The organism is Desulfitibacter sp. BRH_c19 (assembly GCA_001515945.1).
Classification (GTDB): Bacteria; Bacillota; DSM-16504; order Desulfitibacterales; family Desulfitibacteraceae; genus Desulfitibacter.
In genome coordinates this window covers 1-17,816 of record LOER01000006.1, presented here as the reverse complement: position 1 = coordinate 17,816, position 17,816 = coordinate 1, and the positions used below count along the sequence as shown (strand labels likewise).

Sequence of the window (17,816 nt, the reverse complement as noted above, 5' to 3'; positions counted from 1 at the left end):
ACATTCAGGACGGCCCTAATTCTTTGGGAATTTAGGGCCGTCCTTGTTTTTTAGGTTATTCTGTTTCTTTCTCTTCTTTTTCATTCTTTGGACTGCAGCAATCCATTTTAGAGATTATGTCTGGCACCATTTCAAACAGCTTGTCTAAGGATCCCTTATTGCTTAAAGGAAGCACACTTACCTCATCATTTTTTAGTACAAGCATTGCATTAGGCTGAATTTTAGCTCCTAAGCCTCCACCAGATCCAGTACCATCATTACCCTTTTCATCCTTACCACCGCCACCTCCAGCGCCTACGCCAAAGGATACAGTAATAATAGGTATTAGGGTTATATTCCCTACTTGAATGGGTTCACCTACTACAGTTTCAGTACGAATAAATTTTTCTAATTTCTCGAACATAGAGTTAATTACATTTTCAGTTGGGTTCATTTTAATCTTCCTCCTAATTTATATTTTTAAATTTTAATTTTGTCTTAACAATTATAGATACTCACAATTTATAGCTTAAGTTGCATGTTTTAAGATATTTTTTTTCTTTTTTTCACTTCTATATACTCGCCATACCTTTAAAGTATTTTTTGACATGAAAAACCTAAGGAGTCTAGCGACTATAACTATTATTACCAGACGCCCTTTTATTTCAAGTTCTGCCTCATAATACTCATCATCCCAAACAGTCTCTACATCAATTATAGAGTCAATATTTAATTCAGAGAGAGAGGAAAGTATAGCCTGGAGCCAAGCTGTATGATGCGGTTCATAAAAACCAATTTTGCCTTTTATCATTAAAATCTTGGGTTTTAAAATATTAATTAGATCTCTTAAAAAAAATAATACATGGAAGAGAATATCCTTTTTGAAAAGCTGCTTAACAAAACCGAAGCTTTCCTTACCTTGACTAGATTTTCCTTTTTCCTTAGGGTTCTTTTTAAGTTTAAATTTTTTAGCTCTTGCTTTCTTATTCTTAGCAGTCTCTGGATCAATATTAATGGAAAAACCAAAAAGGTTGATTTTACTAATAGTGCCATTAGTATCATACGAAAACAAGATTTTACAGAAATGTAATACACTAATACTACCAAAACCGTAGAGGCTATTTGTATATCCTCCATTAAAAGAATATCTTATTGGAATAATCATTGCTGCTAACAATACAATTAAGATAAATAATAGCAAAAAAAGTATTATATTAAGTATTATTGACATTGGTCCACCACCTATAACCCAATGATTTTAGAAAGCAAAGACTTATTTTTTGTTTCTCTATTGCTACTTGTAGTTGTTTTTTTAAATGCATTTTGAACCATTTTTTTGCCGGGCAGATAGTTTATAAAGCTTACTGTGTTTTTTAAGTTTTTATATTGAAAATTCAAGATGTCCTTACTTTCAAAGGAGGTATCTTCTTTATCTAATGCTACAAAATAAGTATCTAGTGCAGAGGAACGGATAGAAGCTAGCTCTTTGGGAACCTCAGGTATATCTAGATTATTTAAGTCCCAATCCATTACCTTTAGCTGATTTATATCCTTACGGCATTCAGGACAACTTAAAAGATGATTCTCCAGCACTATTTTTTCAAGTGGGGCAATATCTTTATCGATATACTTTTGCAGTAAATCTTTATCCATCTTACACATTTTTTATACCTCCAGTATTCCGTAAGATTGAAGACTTTTCTTCAATAGATTTCTAGCTCTAAAAACACTATTTTTGATAGTACCTATGGGTTGCCTTAAAACAGTAGCAATTTCCTCATAGCTCATGTTTTCCATATACCTTAAGGTTAAGGGTATACGATAGTTGTCAGGAAGTGTTTGCAATGATTTGATAACTATTTCTTGTGTATCATTATATAGTGCAGTTTCTTCAGTATCATCTGCAGCAGCTAGGCAATCCAACAAGGTTGACCCTTCATTTACACCAGCTTCCTGATCCAAAGATATTTGCTTAACCTTTTTACTATCTCTTTTGTAGCTTAAGCAGGTATTAATAGCTATTTTTTTCAACCAGGGTAGGAAGGGGCGAGTTTCATCAAAGCCATGTATGTGGCGAAATATTTTTATATAAACCTCCTGCATTATATCAAGTGCTTCATCCTGGTTGAAGGTATATCCATAACAAATGTTATATAGATACCGCTCATATTTGCTTAGCAAACTATCAAATGCAGCCCTGTCATTATTCTTACACCTTTTTACTAGTCCAACATTAATATCCACGATTTCACCTCTTATAACAACCCTAACTATGTTATACACTAAAAAACACAAAAAAGTTGCAGTTTATTGCAATTTTTTTGCAAATATTTATTTGCAAATATTAATTTGGAAAAATGATTATAAAGATCTTTAGAATGCTACTTAGAAGGATATAAATGAGAATGTGGAGAAATAGTATTAAGTAAATATAGGTAAATACTATTTATTCAGGAGGTTACACCAATAGTTACTAAAAGAATTGAAATGAGGGGTGTTTCTAGGAGAGAATTTGTGGAATACTTTAAAAGCTTGAGTAAGTTTTCTTACGAAGAAAAAAGGTTTTATGGTTCAGATTGGCTAGTTGAGCTTGGTGATGAAAAACCATGTGTATTGTGTTCAATAAAACTGATAGCTGTTGAAATAGCTTTTACTGCTCCCAAAGAATCCTTGAAAGATTTGCTAGCTGATTTTCGCTTGAAGTTTATGCGAGCCGGAGGTTGAACCAGTCGTTTGCGTGTTGTAAAACAAACAATTTATATTATGGGAGGGAGGAACCAGTATGAGTAAACTTGAATTTTTTGCCTATGCTTTAATAAGCGTATTTATATCATCTTCCTTAACCTTTAGTTTAGCCAAAAAATATGATAATAATAAAAAGGTAAAGTATGTACCTGTGTTAGTGGGACTTATCTTAGCTTGTGGTATGGGAGTTAGGGCTATATTATCTGATGGTGCTCAAAGTGCCACTTTTATGTTTTATGCCTTTTTCGGGGTGCTGGTAGCTATGTCTTCTTTAACAACAGCATTATCTATTGAGAAAAGCAAAGAAGAAAAATAGGGGGGATTTAAAATTGGGCTTTACTATAATAGAAAATATTAAATTTGATTTGGATTTTGAAGAGTTACTTACCAGATTACGTATCAAAGAAGGCACTTCTTATGTAAAACGATTAAAACAACTTGTCCAGGAAGCAGAAAATGTTGCAAATTTGAAGGTTCTATATAAATTAGCATATATAGAGGACAAAGGTGATGATACTGTTGTTATTGATGGGATAAAGTTTTCCAGTCGTGTCTTACGTGTTAACTTAGAAAAAGTGAACAGGGTATTCGCATATGTTGCTACCTGTGGGTATGAATTGGAAAAATGGTCAGAAGGTTTTACAGATATGCTAGAAGTATTTTGGGTAGATGCAATTAAGGAACTAGGGTTAAGGTCGGCAAGGAATGCCCTTACTAAGCATTTAAAGGATAAGTATGAAATGGGTAAAATTGCAGAAATGAATCCAGGCTCATTGGGGGACTGGCCCATTAGTCAACAAAAGGAACTTTTTCAACTTCTAGATGATCCTAAGGAACTAATCGGCGTGGAGCTTAAATCTAGTTTTCTCATGACACCTATTAAATCAGTATCTGGCATATATTTTCCAACAGAAACAAATTATAAGAACTGCATGCTTTGTCCAAAAGAAGAATGTCCAGGAAGAAAAGCTCCTTATGATGAAAAACTATATAATGAAAAGTATGCTAAATAGTGAACTAAATTTTTGTATAGTATTTAGGCATTGCTGTTAAAATAGAATAAAAAGGTGATATCATCTTTAATGAAGGAGATAAGATATGGATAGGAATCTTGGAAGTATCTTAGCTGCTGTCTTAATAACAGCAATTATTATTGGTGGTGGAGTTTACTGGTGGCAAAATTCTACTTGGACTGATGAAGTCGATAGACTTAATCAAGAGATAGTAGAATTGAGGCAGCAGGTAGAGGAAGGCCAAGTAAAAGACCCGCCGGACGAAGAGCCAAACGAATCACCAGATGATCAGGTTCCAAATGATCAGGTTCCAACTGAAACTGAAATATCTCGTAAACCTAAAGCTGGTTGGGAACAATTCTTTCCTGCAGCTGAAGAGACAACTCTTCTGGGTAAATCTATAAGTGAAATAAGAGAAACCCTTGGAGAGCCGCCTGTACTTGTTAGGAGTATTGCAGCAAATCCAGAAAATAGTAAGGAAATGTGGGTATATCATCCATTTGATGAAGATCCAACAGGCTTATACCTATTTTTTAAAGGTGGAGAACTGGTAAACTCTCGTTTAGATGAATTTTCTGGTCTGTCTGGTATAGCATTTTGGGATGAAGAGGAGTTTTGGCAAAATTAGAAGAAAAAGTCACACTTAAGTGGCTTTTTTTTTCTTAATTTTTTTAAAAGATAAAATGAAACTATTTATGGAACGTATTCGTATAGATTAGTAGGTGGCGAAGGAAGGGATCTGGGTTGGATTTAGATGTTTGTGTAGAAAAGATTTTTAAAGGTCAAAAAGAATACTTCAATGTCCTTGTTAAACAACTACAGGTGCCAGTATACAGACTGGCAGTTAAAATGGTAGGAGACAAGGAAGAGGCAAAGGATCTGACTCAGGAGATCTTTTTAAAGGTATATAAAAGTTTTGCCACCTATGATAGAAGTGTTAAAATAACAACCTGGATTTACCGTATTGCTACAAATACATGCATTGACTATTTGCGAAAGAAAAAAGAATTGCTAATGCTGAAGGAAGATCAAGCAATCCAAATAGAAAAGAGAGCTGACTTGCTGCCGGAGAAAGCATTTGAAGTTAAGGAACTAAGTCAGGATATTAATTCAAAGATCAATCTTCTGCCTGAGTCTTACAGGGTGGTAGTAATTTTAAAATATATAAATGAATTAACATTTGAGGAAATAGCAGATATTTTAAAGCAACCAGTTAGTACGGTAAAAACAAAGCTTTATCGAGCAAGAGAAATGTTAAGGGGTCATCTTTTAGAAACCAAAAGAGAAGGGAGTGGGTAGAATGGACTGCAAAAATATTGGATTATTAATGCATCAAGTATTAGATGAACCTGAGAAAATGCTTAAGCAAAGAGAAATTATTGATTCCCATTGCCAGCAGTGTCCTACCTGCTCATCCTTATGGTTTGAATTACAACAGATTGAGAATGGTCTTTTTGAAATGGATGTAGTGGAGTTACCTGTAGACTTTTCAACCATTGATTGGGAACTACTGATGCAAACTGAAACAGAGATGGCTGAGAGTTTTTCTACGAGCATGGTGTTTCCAAAACTACCAAATTGGGTATTGGTTCTAATAACGGGGGTAGTAATATTAACATTAGGTGTCTGGGGAGTTCTGGTTTTACCCGGTTTCTGGGTGACCATATCCCAGGGTTTAATTGTGACTCAGGCAATAGGCCTAATAAAAGATATTGCCTATTGGGTTGTTCTGTTTAGTACATTCTGGGAGCAAAGCTTATTATTTATACTAACTAATTTTATTCAAGTAACGGTAGTTATTATCGCTTGTTTTGCTGCGTTAATATATTTGTTAAAAACAAGAGAAAGATTTATATTAAATTAGGAGATGAAGGTAATGAAAAGAGGACATAGAAGCATATTATTTATTGCAGTACTATTAATAATCCTACTTGTTCCCGCAGGAATTTCTCTTGCAGAGGAGCATAAGAATGATATAGTACAATTTGGCGGAGACATTGTTATAGGTGAAGAGGATGTAGTAAGTGGTGCTGTTGTAAGCTTTAATGGTGACATTACAGTTTTGGGTCACGTACAGGGAGACGTGGTCAGCTTTTTGGGAAATGTTACCCTGTCAGATGGCTCGGTAGTTACAGGTGATGTGGTAGTATTCAAAGGTGATGTGTTAAAAAAGGATACTGCTGTAATTGGTGGCAAAATAGTTGCTGCTGAAAATCTTGGAGAATTAGAAGTTTTAGAAAAGTATTCTAGAACACATGATAATTTTGTGCCTACAAACCCAAGCGTAGTAAATCACAATTATCGAAGCGGAGGTACTAATACCTTTTTTTCTTCAATAATGCAGTTACTTGGACTTCTGGGTTTAATTGCCTTAGGAGCAAGTATATTTCCCAGGCATCTTAATACAATGTCATTAGAGCTTAGTAAAGATTTATTTAGAACATTCTTAATAGGTCTGGCAGCTTGGATTATATATCCATTTACAATGCTGGTACTTACATTAACAATAATAGGTATTCCGGTAGCAATATTGATGGGTATACTGGTACCTGTTATCATTTTACTTGGCGCATTGGTGTCTGCTGTGGCACTTGGTAGTGCTAGATTAAGGCCTATACTAAGAAATACCTTTAACTGGGCAAAGGAGCCAAACTTATTGGTTGAAGGGCTACTGGGTATCTTCGTGCTGTGGCTTGTTAGCAAAGCACCAATAGTGGGCTGGTTAGTCATCCCGGTAATCGCAATTTTTGGTCTGGGAGTTATCTTGACTACAAAATTTGGTACAAATAGACCATGGTTTGCAAAAAAAGAGAAACTAGTTCAAGTGTCTACTCCTGCTTCGCTAACAGGGAATGAAACTGATAATAGAAACAAGGAAGATGTTTCTGAAGATATTTCGCAAGAGATTAAGGATGTGGAGGAGGAAAGTGATGAAGAAAATAATGATGAGAAATAATAATAAAATTTTTATATTTTGCCTATTGCTATTAGGTGCAATGCTATTAATGCCAACCGCAACTTTTGCTGCCGATGATATTGTAAGATTTGGCGGGGGAGTTAAGGTTGGAGACGAACAAACAGCTCAAAATGTGGTCGCATTTGGAGGGCCTGTTAAAGTTGAAGGTGCAGTCAATAGCGTAGTTGCCTTTGGTGGGTCTGTGAGATCCACAGGAATTATAAAAGGTGATACAGTAGCCTTTGGCGGTGGCGTCAATCTAGATGGACCAGTTGCAGGAAATGTAGTTGCTTTTGGGGGTGGAGTTGCCTTAGGAGAAAATGCTGTAGTAAATGGAGACATAGTTGTCCTAGGCGGAAAAGTAAGCAAGCATCCTAGTGCCACAGTAAGTGGAGAGATTAAAATTTATAATAATCCATCTGACATTATTATAAAGAGCCCTCATTTTTTCAGAGATACCAGCCATGATGTGTTTACAGGAATAACCTGGTGGATCAAAATTGTTGGTAGCATTCTGATGGTTGCACTTGGCTGGTTAATTGCCATTTTACTGCCAAGGAATACTGAAAATATAATTGACAGAATTTGTAATGATGGACCCAAATCCTTTGGAATAGGTCTTCTTATAAAGCTCTTGGCTCTTCCAATTACCATTGCACTTTTAATAACCATTCTTGGAATTCCATTGATACCCATATTCTGGCTGGCATTATGGTTTACTCAGTTAATGGGTCTTGCGGCACTTGGCCTATTACTAGGAAGAAAGCTCTTTAACAGGCTTGGTCACAATATTAGTTTGGGAATAGCAGTATTAGTAGGTTTGATCATAATCGCTTTGTTTAGGCAAATACCCTTTGCAGGAGTAGTAATACTATTCTTTGTCAAATCCTTAGTACTAGGTGCAGTTGTTACTTCCAAATTTGGAACTAGTACTTGGGGAAATAAAGGCAACTAACTGGCAAAGGAGTCGAACTATAATATGTATGCATTAATGGGAATAGCAGGTTTACTAACCCCCTTAGGTTTTCTTAGTAATGTTTTTGGTAACGTTAATTAAAAAAACTGGAAAAGCAAAGAGAAATAAGGCTATCTTTACGATAGCCTTTCTCACATTCTTTGCTGCAGCCGTTATTGATTCTGGTTCAGAACAGGAAATGCTAGAAAATGGAGATATTCTTATTGAGGAAGGTATAGATGTAGAGGAATCAAACACTAATCAAGAAGATGAAAAGGAAGCTGCTATTAATTATAGCAAAATGAAACTAGTAATAAATCTGAGCCAAGTGATGTGGACGAAAGCGGAGAAATATTAGAGGTTCACTACATTGATTCTTTAATATCTATTTGTTCTTTTTGCCCCTTTGATTGTTTGAATATGGAAATTGGCACAGGATATCTCCTTTCTTGATAAGGTCTTTTCTAATTTTTTATTCATGATCAATTACCTTATTTTCATCCTTTGGAATACCTAATAATAAGCATTTTCACCAAACTATCATTGGTTATGCAATTACTGATCATTATATTAAGTAGTATCTATTTTGGAGTTAAATTATCACTTATGGCTAATGAATCTTTTTAATAAGATACAGTCTAACTATCTGAGGGACCCAGCTAATGCACCCCAAAGAATAAAATATAATTTTCACAAAGAAAGTCGGGACAGGTTAGTCCACCGTTTCTAAGGAACCTCTCTTATCAAGCCAGCGAAGTGTTTGTGCCATTAATAAGCCCCAAATGAGTCCCCCTGTGTGATTAGACAAAACTGTTTCTATACTTGCATTAGCAATATGAGGTGTCTGAAAAATAGTTGGGATAGCATAAATTATTAGACCTACTACAACTCCATAAAATGCTCCCTTTATTAAATATCCTCTTGATGTTGTATAACGCATTAAGTAGGCGAACACTACCCCAAGCAAGCCTACCCATGTTAACTGGATTATTAAAGCATAGAAGCCTTTAAAATGCGTGTCAGGTGGTGAACCATACAGTATGACACCTGCCCAATCAATAAATCTAATAATTTCTAAGTTTAGAATTGTGACTGCAAAAGCAGTCCATAGGTTCATAGCCACTCCACCAACTATACCTGCCACTAATCCACGATGAAATCTATCCATAGAAGAGTTCCTCCTATATCGCCAATATTTATTGTTTATTAGACTTAATACATTTTTCTTGTCTTACAGATGTCTAACATTATGTATAAGCTAATCCACATTCATTTTAGTTTTTCCAAGACTTGTTTTATCATGCTTTTTTTAGACTTCTTGAAGCTCATAAGTTTACTTGGTTTCTTTATAATAATCTTTTTAGCTACTGGTTGTACGGATACCTTAAACCTCATTGGCTTCTTCTTACACTCTGATACATTATTATCACTATCAGAATAGGAGTTAATATTGTATGTTTCAGCAAATTTTTTGCCTAAGATATTCACATACACTACAGCTCCTACAATTCCAAAGATTGAATGTCCAATGAATGCACTTAAGTTTGATAACGGATCACTTGGTGCTGAACCTGTGGTAAAAGGCAGGTTGTGGTAAAGGATACCATAAAAAAACATCCAAGCGGCTAACCCAACACCCCAACCTTTAATGATATAGCCACTTTTCCCCCGCCTTTCTATCAGTAAACCTATGATGACGCCAAACATAGCTCCGACAACAATATCTATCAATAATCCCACTATCGTTCCCGAAATTGTTTGTATTTGCTTCTGTTCTATCATTAAGGCAGCTCCAACACTCCATATATAAAAGTCGGCAAAACCAATCATTTTTGCAAAAACACTATATATATCACGAGCAATTACACCTGTTATGCCAGCTATAACCCACAAAATGAAAACATCTTTGCCTTTGTTCAAATTATTTACCTCCCAATTGATATGTTAAATCATGCAGTATTGGTTTCTGGAAATTGCGTGTGTACAAGCTGTATATGAACTAAACCTTGCACTTAGTAGATTGCATGGATTGATTTTAATGTCTAAGAGCTACCTTTAAGAGTACTAGTTTTGTTGATAAATAATAGCATTAGCTATTTCTCAATCATTTAAGGTATTTTCTTTATGTAATTTAGGCTACCCTTTGTATTTCAATAGGCTAGCAATAAATTGAGTAAAAATACTAGGTTTCTATCACTAGTTTTCATCAGTAGGGTCACTTAAAAAACTGTTCTTTGCTTGACTAGGCTTAAATAAACTCTCATCTCCTAATCTTACAGCAGCCTCACTAGTAACTAGACCATAAACAGTATGACAAATTAGACCATTAAGATTAGTGTCTTCATCCATGGGATATACGCAACTAGCACCCATTCTTGCGAGGACACCATATAATGAACTCCATGCAGCATAACCAGTTCCTGTCATTCCACGCTTGTGTATCCAAATATCAAACACTTGAAGAGGTGCAGATACCAGTGCTCCAGTAATTGCTCCTAGTAGAATTCGGTCTTTTACTTTTTTTATTAAAAATTTCTCCTTGCTTATTATTATGTTTTAGCTACGGATAATAAAAAATACAATCTAATAATTTCCATAGACTGGGCATTCCAATTTATATAAAACATTTTTTTATTTTAGTCCTTAAATTCAATATCGAGTGAAATTATCCATTTGAAATCCTTAAACTATACATTTCTATTTTTAAACACAAATAGGGAAATACTTGGTTTTCGATATGAACGAAGTATGCAAAGATAAATACTTTAAATCTCGGCGTTTACTAGTAATTGTCTATATATAAAGATCACATAGGACAGCTAGATAAAGTACTAAAGGAATTTAAGGTTGCCGAAGTTTGGGATGTCTGGGGATACCCATAGATCAAAGACCTTTGAAAGGGTATTAGATGCTATTTTAGATAGTGGTGTAGACTACAACGAACCCAGGGCAGGAGAAACATATAAAATTGGCTCTAGTGTCATTGAGGTATTAAACCCCAATACTCTTACAGGAGATTTCCATGTAGGAAGCCTTGCGGTTAGGATTGTTTATGGAGAAATAGGGTTTATGTTTACAGGGGATGTGGAAACACCAGTAGAAAGACAGATTATTGATAGGGGGTATAACCTGAAGGCACAGATTATCCAGCTGGGACATCATGGATCAAGAACTTCAAATTCGAGGGATTTTCTAGATAAGGTTAAACCTGAGGTGGCCATATATTCAGCGGGTAAGGATAACAGCTATGGTCATCCCCATGATGAAATAATCCAAAGACTTTAAGAAAAAATAGATTAAGGCAATCAGAATGCTCAGCATTAAACTGCTGAGTTTTTTTCTGCCAAAAACAGAGGCTTTATAATTAGAAATAAATCTTGTAATTATACTAATGCAAATGGCGTCCATGGTGTGTTTAAGAAAAGTTTATTAAAAATAATAAAAGTATATAGTGATTTTTCAATAATAATAAAACATGCTACCTTTTGATATAGGTAGGATTTCGCGATTATTTACAATAGAATGGCGGCTAATATTAAGAAAGAGGATAAATTATGCGCCATTGTATTATTAAAAAATTTGGAATTAACTAAATATTTTAAGTGGAATAAAACTTGCATAATTTATATATGAATTTCTTTAAAAAGGGCGCTCATTGTTAAAATAGGAATAACTATAAATTTCAAGTATAAATTGTACAAACGGACTAATCATGCTAATAATTACAGTTAGAGTTTAGATAAGCAACTAACCGATGGGAGGATGAAGCATGACAGGTGCATGGGAAAGTATGACAGCGTTATGTGACTATATGATTAGGAGACAAGATGCCATTATAGAGCTTGTGATTGACCATGCTGGATTGGTCTTTCTTGCAGTCCTAGTTGCGATAGTTTTAGGAATTACATTAGGGTTATTTTGCTCTTATAACGAGAAGCTTGCAAATGTAATTTTACCATTTACTCAAATCATGATGACAGTACCCAGTATAGCTTTAATGGCCCTATTATTACCTATCCTAGGAATAGGATTTAGGAATGCTTTGGTAGCTTTAATTGTTTATTCATTGTTACCTATCGTACGAAATACATATGTGGGAATAAAAAACATTGAACCCGATATTCTTGAAGCAGCAAAGGGAATGGGGATGACAGAAATAAGTATTTTGAGTCGCATAAAAGTTCCTATGTCTTTACCTGTTATCATTGCAGGAATACGAACAGCTGTAGTAATGGTGGTTGGCATTGGAGCTATTGCGTCATATATTGGGGCTAGAGGTTTAGGTGAGCTAATATTTAGAGGTATTTCACGAACTAATCCACAAATGATTATTACTGGAGCCATTTTAATTGCTATTTTAGCCATAGTTGCTGACTATGGCCTGGGCTGGTTGGAAAAAAGAATGATTAAGCGTCAGAGCTAGATTTTATACATACTTAAACAATACGACTTAGTGAGTGGGAGGGTTAATATGATCAGATTTAAGAATGTGACTAAGATATTTGTGAAGGGCAATACCAGGGCTGTTGATGATTTATCACTAGATGTACCAAAGGGCAATATTTGTGTTCTAGTTGGGCCATCTGGATGTGGAAAAACAACATCAATGAGGATGGTAAACCGTTTAATAGAACCTACCCATGGCGAAATATATATTAACGGACAGGAAAGTTCTAAAATAGATCCAATAAAATTAAGGCTTGATATAGGATATGTAATTCAAGGAATTGGATTGTTTCCTCATATGAGCATAGCAGATAATGTTGCTACAGTATTAAAGGAAAAAAAGTGGCCAATGAAAGAAATAAAGCCTAGAGTAGATGAACTATTACAGATAGTGGGTTTAGATCCTGAAATTTATAGATATAGAAGGCCTTCAGCTTTAAGTGGTGGACAAAGACAACGGGTTGGAGTTGCCAGGGGCATGGCTGCTAAACCTCCAATAATGTTAATGGATGAACCATTTGGTGCAGTTGATCCCATAACAAGAGCTAAGCTACAGAATGAATTTTTACGACTGCAAGCACAAATGAAAAAAACAATTATTTTTGTAACACATGACATTGATGAAGCAATTAAAATGGGAGATATGATTGCAGTTTTATCGGAAGGCAAGCTTGTTCAATATTCTACACCAGATCAATTGCTTAGTATGCCTGTAAATGATTTTGTTATTAGTTTAGTGGGTCGCAACAGATCTATTAAACGGCTGCATCTTATGCGAATAAGAGAAGTGGTTAAACCTAGAATACCTATTGTTTCAGAAAATGAAGGAATTGATAATGTTAAAGAACTTTTGGCTTCAAGTGAGTTGGGAATTGTAGCTGTATGCTCTAGTAATGGAAAGTTTAAGGGTATTGTTACAAAAGAAGATTTAAAAGATGATGCACAATGGGTAGGAGACGCGTGCATAGCTACTGAAAACTGTATCGAAGAAGGTGCAACTTTAAATGATGCTCTTTCATTGATGTTAAACTTTGGGGAGAGTTATATAGTGGTACTAAATAAGGAAGGAGAATTGCTTGGTGCTATTTCTATAGATGATATATTTAAGGCGGTGAAGCCTAGTGAAGAATAGATCAGAGAATTTTAATTACAGGCCTTTTGTTGTTCCTGCTGTGGTTGCTTTAATTATGACCATTACAATTATATATTTTGTCAATAACCCTGGTGGGGCTATGGGGGCTAGAATTCTAACGTATAAAGGTATCTTAAAAATGTTGAGGCAGCATATAAATTTAGTAGTAATTGCGTCTTCCTTAGCTATTATGACAGCCGTTCCACTTGGCATATTGATTACAAGACAAAAATTTAGGGTTCTAACCCCTATAGTTGATAGTATTGTAAATATTACACAGACAGTACCGAGCCTGGCAGTCTTAGCCTTAAGCTATGTGTTTTTAGGTATTGGTTTCAAAACTGCGGTTTTTGCATTGTGGTTGTATGCTTTGTTACCAATTTTAAGAAACACTTCAATTGGCATACAGAGCATTAATGAAGATATTATTGATGCTGCAAAGGGGATGGGAATGACCCCATTAAGAATACTTACCAGAATTGAGCTTCCATTAGCACTATCTATTATGTTTGCGGGAATTCGAACTTCTATAGTAATATCTGTTGGAGTTGCAACTCTTTCTACATTTATTGGTGCAGGGGGACTGGGAGATTTAATTGTAACAGGTTTGAGCTTAATGCGAACTCATATAATTTTGGCAGGTGCCATTTTAAGTGCCCTGTTAGCAATTTTACTTGATAATGTTTTGGGGAGTGTGGAAGCTAGATTAAAAAGTGAGGCATAATGCTTAATTATTCAGGCAGAAGTTAAGAGGGCACCTGAATAGTTACATAAAAAATAAGAAATAAAATTTAAAGGGGAGGTTAAAGAGGATAATGGGAAAAAAATGGCTGTCTGTTTTATTGATTGTTTTGTTGGCGCTGGTACTGGTTGTAGGCTGCGGTCAAACGGATGATGGTGATGATGGAGCAGATGTAAAAGGTACAGTAAAAATTGGTTCAAAGGAATTTACAGAGCAGCTAATACTTGGTCAAATTGCTATACAGATTTTAGAAGATAACGGATATGAAGTTGAAGATAGGACTGGTTTAGGTGGAACAACTGTTTGCAGGGAAGCCTTAGAAAGTGGTGAAATTGATCTCTACTGGGAATATACAGGTACAGCATGGTTGGTGGCCTTAGGACACGAAGAAGCACTAACAGATTCTGAAGAGGCGTATCAAAAAGTGAAGGAAGAAGATTTGGGAAATGGCATGGTTTGGTTGCCTTATGCACAATTTGATAATACGTATACATTAATGATGAATAAGGATCAAGCTAGTGAATTAGGTATAGAAACTATCTCTCAATTAGGAGATTATATTAACCAAGGTAATGAAGCGATATTTGGAACAGACCATGAATTTGCTATAAGACCTGACGGATTACCTGAATTAGAAAATGTTTATGGGTTTAAATTTACTGATGTAGAAATAATGGATATTGGTATAACTTATGGTGCTTTGAGGGATGGCTTAGTACCTTGTGCAATGGGTTTTGCAACAGATGGAAGAATAGCTGACTTTGACTTGATAAACCTTCAAGATGACAAAAAGTTTTTCCCTGTATATAATCCATCAGTAGTTATTAGGCAGGATACTTTAGAAAATATGCCAGAGATTGAGCAACTTTTAGGAGATGCAGGGCCATTACTTGATACTGAAACCATGACTCAAATGAATTATCTTGTAGATATTGAAGGTGAAGAACCAGAAGATGTAGCAAGACAATGGCTCCTGGATAATAATTTACTTTCAAATTAACTACGGAGACAAAGTAGATAAGCTTTAATAGCTTATCTACTTTTTCATAATCAGTAGTTTACAAGGAAACGAAATTATTGGAGGAGTATTTATGCGAAATGGAAATCTCAAAGTAGCTAAATTCATAAAAAACTTGGACTATGAAAATTTACCAGAAGAGGTTATTCTTAAGGCAAAGATATGTATTTTGGATTTATTAGGGGCTATTCTTGGAGGTAGTCAAACAAAGGTTGCAGGGCTTGCCCGGGAATTTGCTAGAAGTATGTGGCCGGGTCAAAGTTCTACCATAATTACACAAGGGAGAGAAAGCAACTGCGTAGGAGCTACATTTGCTAATGCCTTTCAGGCAAATGCATTAGATATAGATGATGGCTATAGACCGATAAAGGGGCACCCAGGGGCCTTAATAATTCCTGCTGCCCTTGCTGTTGCAGAGCTAAAGCATAAAACTGGCAAGGAACTTCTAGAAGCAGTTGTTGTGGGATATGAAGTTGGAATGCGAGCAGGGATCATCTGGCATGACTATTATCCTGTTTATCATTCCTCAGGTTCCTGGGGTTCTATAGCGACGGCTGCAACTACAGCAAAATTGTTAAAGTTAGATATAGAGTATATTTATAATGCCCTAGGAATCGCTGAGTACCAGGCTCCCATTAACCCTATGATGCGCTGCATTGACTATCCATCGATGGTTAAGGATGGGATAGGATGGGGGAGCCCAGTAGGTGTAACCTCTGCACTAATGGCTGCCAAAGGATTTACAGGTATTCCGAGTATTTTTGGATTTCATGACTATTCAGATCATGTAAATTCACTTGGAAAAGAATATAATATTCTCAAACTCTACTTTAAACCCTATGCCTGTTGTCGTTGGGCTCAGCCTGCCATAGCAGCAACTCTCCAGTTAATGGCTAAAAACATCTTAGACACGGATGAAATAGAGAAAATCAATGTATATACCTTTAAAGAAAGTGCCAGGCTTAAAACAGCTGTTCCAATAAATACTGAAGAAGCACAATATAATATAGCATATCCTATTGCCGCAGCTATTGTAGAGGGTGAAGTTGGCCCAAGGCAGATCTTGGATGATACATTAAATAGTCCAGAGATATTGAAGGTTCTTAAGAGGATAGAAATTATACATGATGCTCGTTTTGACGAATATTTTCCAAAGGTTGCAGAAGCAGAGGTTCGGATTATTACTAAAAAAGGAGACACATACTTATCAGGCAGGGTCAAAGCAAAGGGAGACTGGGATAATCCTTTAAGTGAGAAAGAGCTTAAAGACAAGTTTTACTGGCTGGCAGAACAGGTAAAGAGCACGGGAGAAGCAGGGCAAATAGTAGAAGTTGTGGAGAATTTGGAAAATTTTAAAGACCTTGACTTACTTTTTAGATTATTATAATATCAAATAATCGAAAGGGACACACTAGGGGGATTAATTTGAGAATTCTACTTGTTAATAATGAAAAAGATAAAGATGATTTTGGTAGGATACCTGAATTAAAGAAGAATATATCACAGATAGTAGATGCTGAATTTGTTGTAAAACACTTTCACGATGTAACTTTTAAAGACATAGCTGTTTATTCTGTAGATTACATAATACTTTCAGGAAGATTTAATTCCTCTTGGGGAAAGGATGAAGAACCCCTTTTCCAAGGTGAATATGATCTAATAAGGAATTGCAATGTTCCACTTCTGGGTATATGTGCAGGTATGCAGTTAATAGGCGTGGCCTATGGCTCTAAAATGGATTATATTTGTCCGATAGAAAAAGAAAAATTGAGTGAAAGAGATTATGTTGAGGTGAAGCTGCTACAAAAAGATAAAATTTTTAAAGGGCTTACATCCCCCATTGTAGTCTATGAACATCATTACTGTGAAATCAAGGATGTGTCGCCAGGATTTATCCATTTAGCAGCAAGTAGTTTAACCCCTATTCAGTGTATAAAGGATAAAGATAGAAATGTTTATGGAGTTCAGTTTCATCCTGAATTGTATAACGATGATTATCGAGATGGCAGGATAATATTGGAAAACTTCTTTTTGTTTTGTTGAATAATGCCGAAAAGTATTAAACTTGATAATCCACAGTCAGGTATTATCAACAATAATAAGAAAACATGCAAAATATCAAAGCCCTTGATGCTTATATTCTAAGTGTCTAGGGCTTTTTTCTATGTTTTTGGTTTTGGCACTAAAATTGCTACTCCTATATTAGATAGTAAAAAGCATGCTATAAAAGGAGGAGCAATAAACCATGTTTCCAGCTTTAAACGGAGGACAACTCAAATTATTAACAGAAGAGCAAATTAATTCAGTACATGAAGCAACAGTAGAAATTCTAGAAGAAGTAGGTATGAAGATAAAAAGCGAAAGAGCACGCCAGATATTTACAGAGGGTGGAGCTATAGTAGAAGGTGAAATAGTTAAAATTCCAAAGTCTATGCTAGAAGCTGCTATTAAGTCGGCACCATCTAAAGTAGTCCTTTATGGACAGGACGAAAAAAATGATCTCCACCTAGAAAAAAGCCGTACCCATTTAGGTACAGGAGGTACAGTTTTATATGCTCTTGATTTAGACAATGGTCAAAAACGTAAAACAAATACCCATGATGTTAGAGATATAGCTCGTATGGTAGACTATCTTGATAACGTTTCCTTCTATGTAATAAACACCTTCCCAACAGATGTACCAGACGAAGCAGCAGATATAAATCGTTTTTATTGGGCATTAACAAATACAACCAAGCATGTAATGGGCGGCATGTACACAATGGAAGGTTTACGAAACGCCATAAAAATAGCAGAAACAATAGCAGGAAGCCCAGAAAAGCTAAGAGAA

23 protein-coding genes and 1 pseudogene are annotated in these 17,816 nt (G+C 35.4%); 17 read left to right on the top strand and 7 right to left on the bottom strand.

Going from position 1 to position 17,816, the window contains the following annotated elements:
• Positions 1-55: 55 nt before the first annotated feature.
• The 4 genes from APF76_03580 to APF76_03565 all read right to left on the bottom strand — a co-directional run bounded on the left by APF76_03580 (position 56) and on the right by APF76_03565 (position 2,223).
• The gene (locus tag APF76_03580; protein KUO53133.1) at positions 56-439 is read right to left on the bottom strand and encodes a sporulation protein; all 384 of its coding nucleotides are present in this window, start codon (positions 437-439) and stop codon (positions 56-58) included.
• Between the two features lie 69 nt (positions 440-508).
• Positions 509-1,210 (bottom strand): hypothetical protein, encoded by a 702-nt coding sequence (locus APF76_03575; GenBank protein ID KUO53132.1) that lies wholly within the window; start codon positions 1,208-1,210, stop codon positions 509-511.
• Between the two features lie 11 nt (positions 1,211-1,221).
• Positions 1,222-1,641, bottom strand: a complete 420-nt coding sequence (locus APF76_03570; GenBank protein KUO53131.1) for a hypothetical protein — start codon at positions 1,639-1,641, stop codon at positions 1,222-1,224.
• 3 nt (positions 1,642-1,644) lie between these two features.
• A complete protein-coding gene (locus tag APF76_03565) occupies positions 1,645-2,223 on the bottom strand; it encodes a hypothetical protein (protein KUO53130.1) in 579 nt (192 codons plus the stop codon).
• A 243-nt stretch (positions 2,224-2,466) separates the two neighbouring features.
• Here APF76_03565 and APF76_03560 point away from each other — a divergent pair, with 243 nt between their 5' ends.
• The 9 genes from APF76_03560 (at position 2,467) to APF76_03520 (ending at position 8,006) form a co-directional block, all read left to right on the top strand.
• The gene (locus APF76_03560) at positions 2,467-2,703 is read left to right on the top strand and encodes a hypothetical protein (GenBank protein ID KUO53129.1); all 237 of its coding nucleotides are present in this window, start codon (positions 2,467-2,469) and stop codon (positions 2,701-2,703) included.
• Positions 2,704-2,761: 58 nt separating this feature from the next.
• On the top strand, positions 2,762-3,040 hold the full coding sequence (locus APF76_03555) for a hypothetical protein (GenBank protein KUO53128.1): 279 nt from the start codon (positions 2,762-2,764) through the stop codon (positions 3,038-3,040).
• Positions 3,041-3,053: 13 nt separating this feature from the next.
• Complete coding sequence (locus APF76_03550) at positions 3,054-3,737, top strand: hypothetical protein (protein KUO53127.1); 684 nt, start codon at positions 3,054-3,056, stop codon at positions 3,735-3,737.
• A gap of 85 nt (positions 3,738-3,822) precedes the next feature.
• Complete coding sequence (locus APF76_03545) at positions 3,823-4,365, top strand: hypothetical protein (protein ID KUO53126.1); 543 nt, start codon at positions 3,823-3,825, stop codon at positions 4,363-4,365.
• Between the two features lie 116 nt (positions 4,366-4,481).
• The gene (locus APF76_03540) at positions 4,482-5,036 is read left to right on the top strand and encodes a hypothetical protein (GenBank protein KUO53125.1); all 555 of its coding nucleotides are present in this window, start codon (positions 4,482-4,484) and stop codon (positions 5,034-5,036) included.
• Position 5,037: 1 nt separating this feature from the next.
• Positions 5,038-5,601: a hypothetical protein gene (locus tag APF76_03535; protein KUO53124.1), complete on the top strand. Its 564-nt coding sequence runs from the start codon at positions 5,038-5,040 to the stop codon at positions 5,599-5,601.
• A gap of 12 nt (positions 5,602-5,613) precedes the next feature.
• Positions 5,614-6,693, top strand: coding sequence for a hypothetical protein (locus APF76_03530; protein ID KUO53123.1), 1,080 nt, complete (start codon positions 5,614-5,616; stop codon positions 6,691-6,693).
• Positions 6,668-7,648, top strand: a complete 981-nt coding sequence (locus APF76_03525; GenBank protein ID KUO53122.1) for a hypothetical protein — start codon at positions 6,668-6,670, stop codon at positions 7,646-7,648. Before APF76_03530 ends, APF76_03525 begins: the two co-directional genes overlap by 26 nt.
• A gap of 79 nt (positions 7,649-7,727) precedes the next feature.
• Entirely contained in the window at positions 7,728-8,006 is a 279-nt protein-coding gene (locus APF76_03520) for a hypothetical protein (GenBank protein KUO53121.1), read from the top strand.
• 354 nt (positions 8,007-8,360) lie between these two features.
• Here the strand turns inward: APF76_03520 and APF76_03515 are convergent, their stop codons facing one another.
• The 3 genes from APF76_03515 to APF76_03505 form a co-directional block, all read right to left on the bottom strand.
• Positions 8,361-8,816, bottom strand: a complete 456-nt coding sequence (locus tag APF76_03515) for a hypothetical protein (protein ID KUO53120.1) — start codon at positions 8,814-8,816, stop codon at positions 8,361-8,363.
• Positions 8,817-8,917: 101 nt separating this feature from the next.
• Entirely contained in the window at positions 8,918-9,568 is a 651-nt protein-coding gene (locus APF76_03510; GenBank protein ID KUO53119.1) for a hypothetical protein, read from the bottom strand.
• 276 nt (positions 9,569-9,844) lie between these two features.
• Complete coding sequence (locus APF76_03505) at positions 9,845-10,105, bottom strand: hypothetical protein (protein KUO53118.1); 261 nt, start codon at positions 10,103-10,105, stop codon at positions 9,845-9,847.
• Positions 10,106-10,510: 405 nt separating this feature from the next.
• On the opposite strand from APF76_03505, the gene APF76_03500 reads away from it, so the two are divergent.
• The 8 genes and pseudogenes from APF76_03500 (at position 10,511) to APF76_03465 (ending at position 17,816) form a co-directional block, all read left to right on the top strand.
• Positions 10,511-10,933 (top strand): hypothetical protein, encoded by a 423-nt coding sequence (locus APF76_03500; GenBank protein KUO53117.1) that lies wholly within the window; start codon positions 10,511-10,513, stop codon positions 10,931-10,933.
• Between the two features lie 505 nt (positions 10,934-11,438).
• On the top strand, positions 11,439-12,071 hold the full coding sequence (locus tag APF76_03495) for a choline ABC transporter permease (protein KUO53161.1): 633 nt from the start codon (positions 11,439-11,441) through the stop codon (positions 12,069-12,071).
• Between the two features lie 48 nt (positions 12,072-12,119).
• Positions 12,120-13,226 carry a glycine betaine ABC transporter ATP-binding protein gene (locus APF76_03490; GenBank protein ID KUO53116.1) on the top strand — a complete coding sequence of 369 codons (1,107 nt, stop codon included), beginning with the start codon at positions 12,120-12,122 and terminating at the stop codon, positions 13,224-13,226.
• A complete protein-coding gene (locus APF76_03485; GenBank protein KUO53115.1) occupies positions 13,216-13,950 on the top strand; it encodes an ABC transporter permease in 735 nt (244 codons plus the stop codon). The genes APF76_03490 and APF76_03485 overlap by 11 nt, the downstream gene beginning before the upstream one ends.
• A 91-nt stretch (positions 13,951-14,041) precedes the next feature.
• Positions 14,042-14,968, top strand: coding sequence for a hypothetical protein (locus tag APF76_03480; GenBank protein KUO53114.1), 927 nt, complete (start codon positions 14,042-14,044; stop codon positions 14,966-14,968).
• A gap of 91 nt (positions 14,969-15,059) precedes the next feature.
• Positions 15,060-16,373 (top strand): hypothetical protein, encoded by a 1,314-nt coding sequence (locus APF76_03475; GenBank protein ID KUO53113.1) that lies wholly within the window; start codon positions 15,060-15,062, stop codon positions 16,371-16,373.
• Between the two features lie 38 nt (positions 16,374-16,411).
• Positions 16,412-17,029 (top strand): hypothetical protein, encoded by a 618-nt coding sequence (locus APF76_03470; protein KUO53112.1) that lies wholly within the window; start codon positions 16,412-16,414, stop codon positions 17,027-17,029.
• Between the two features lie 202 nt (positions 17,030-17,231).
• Positions 17,232-17,816 (top strand): annotated as a pseudogene (locus APF76_03465).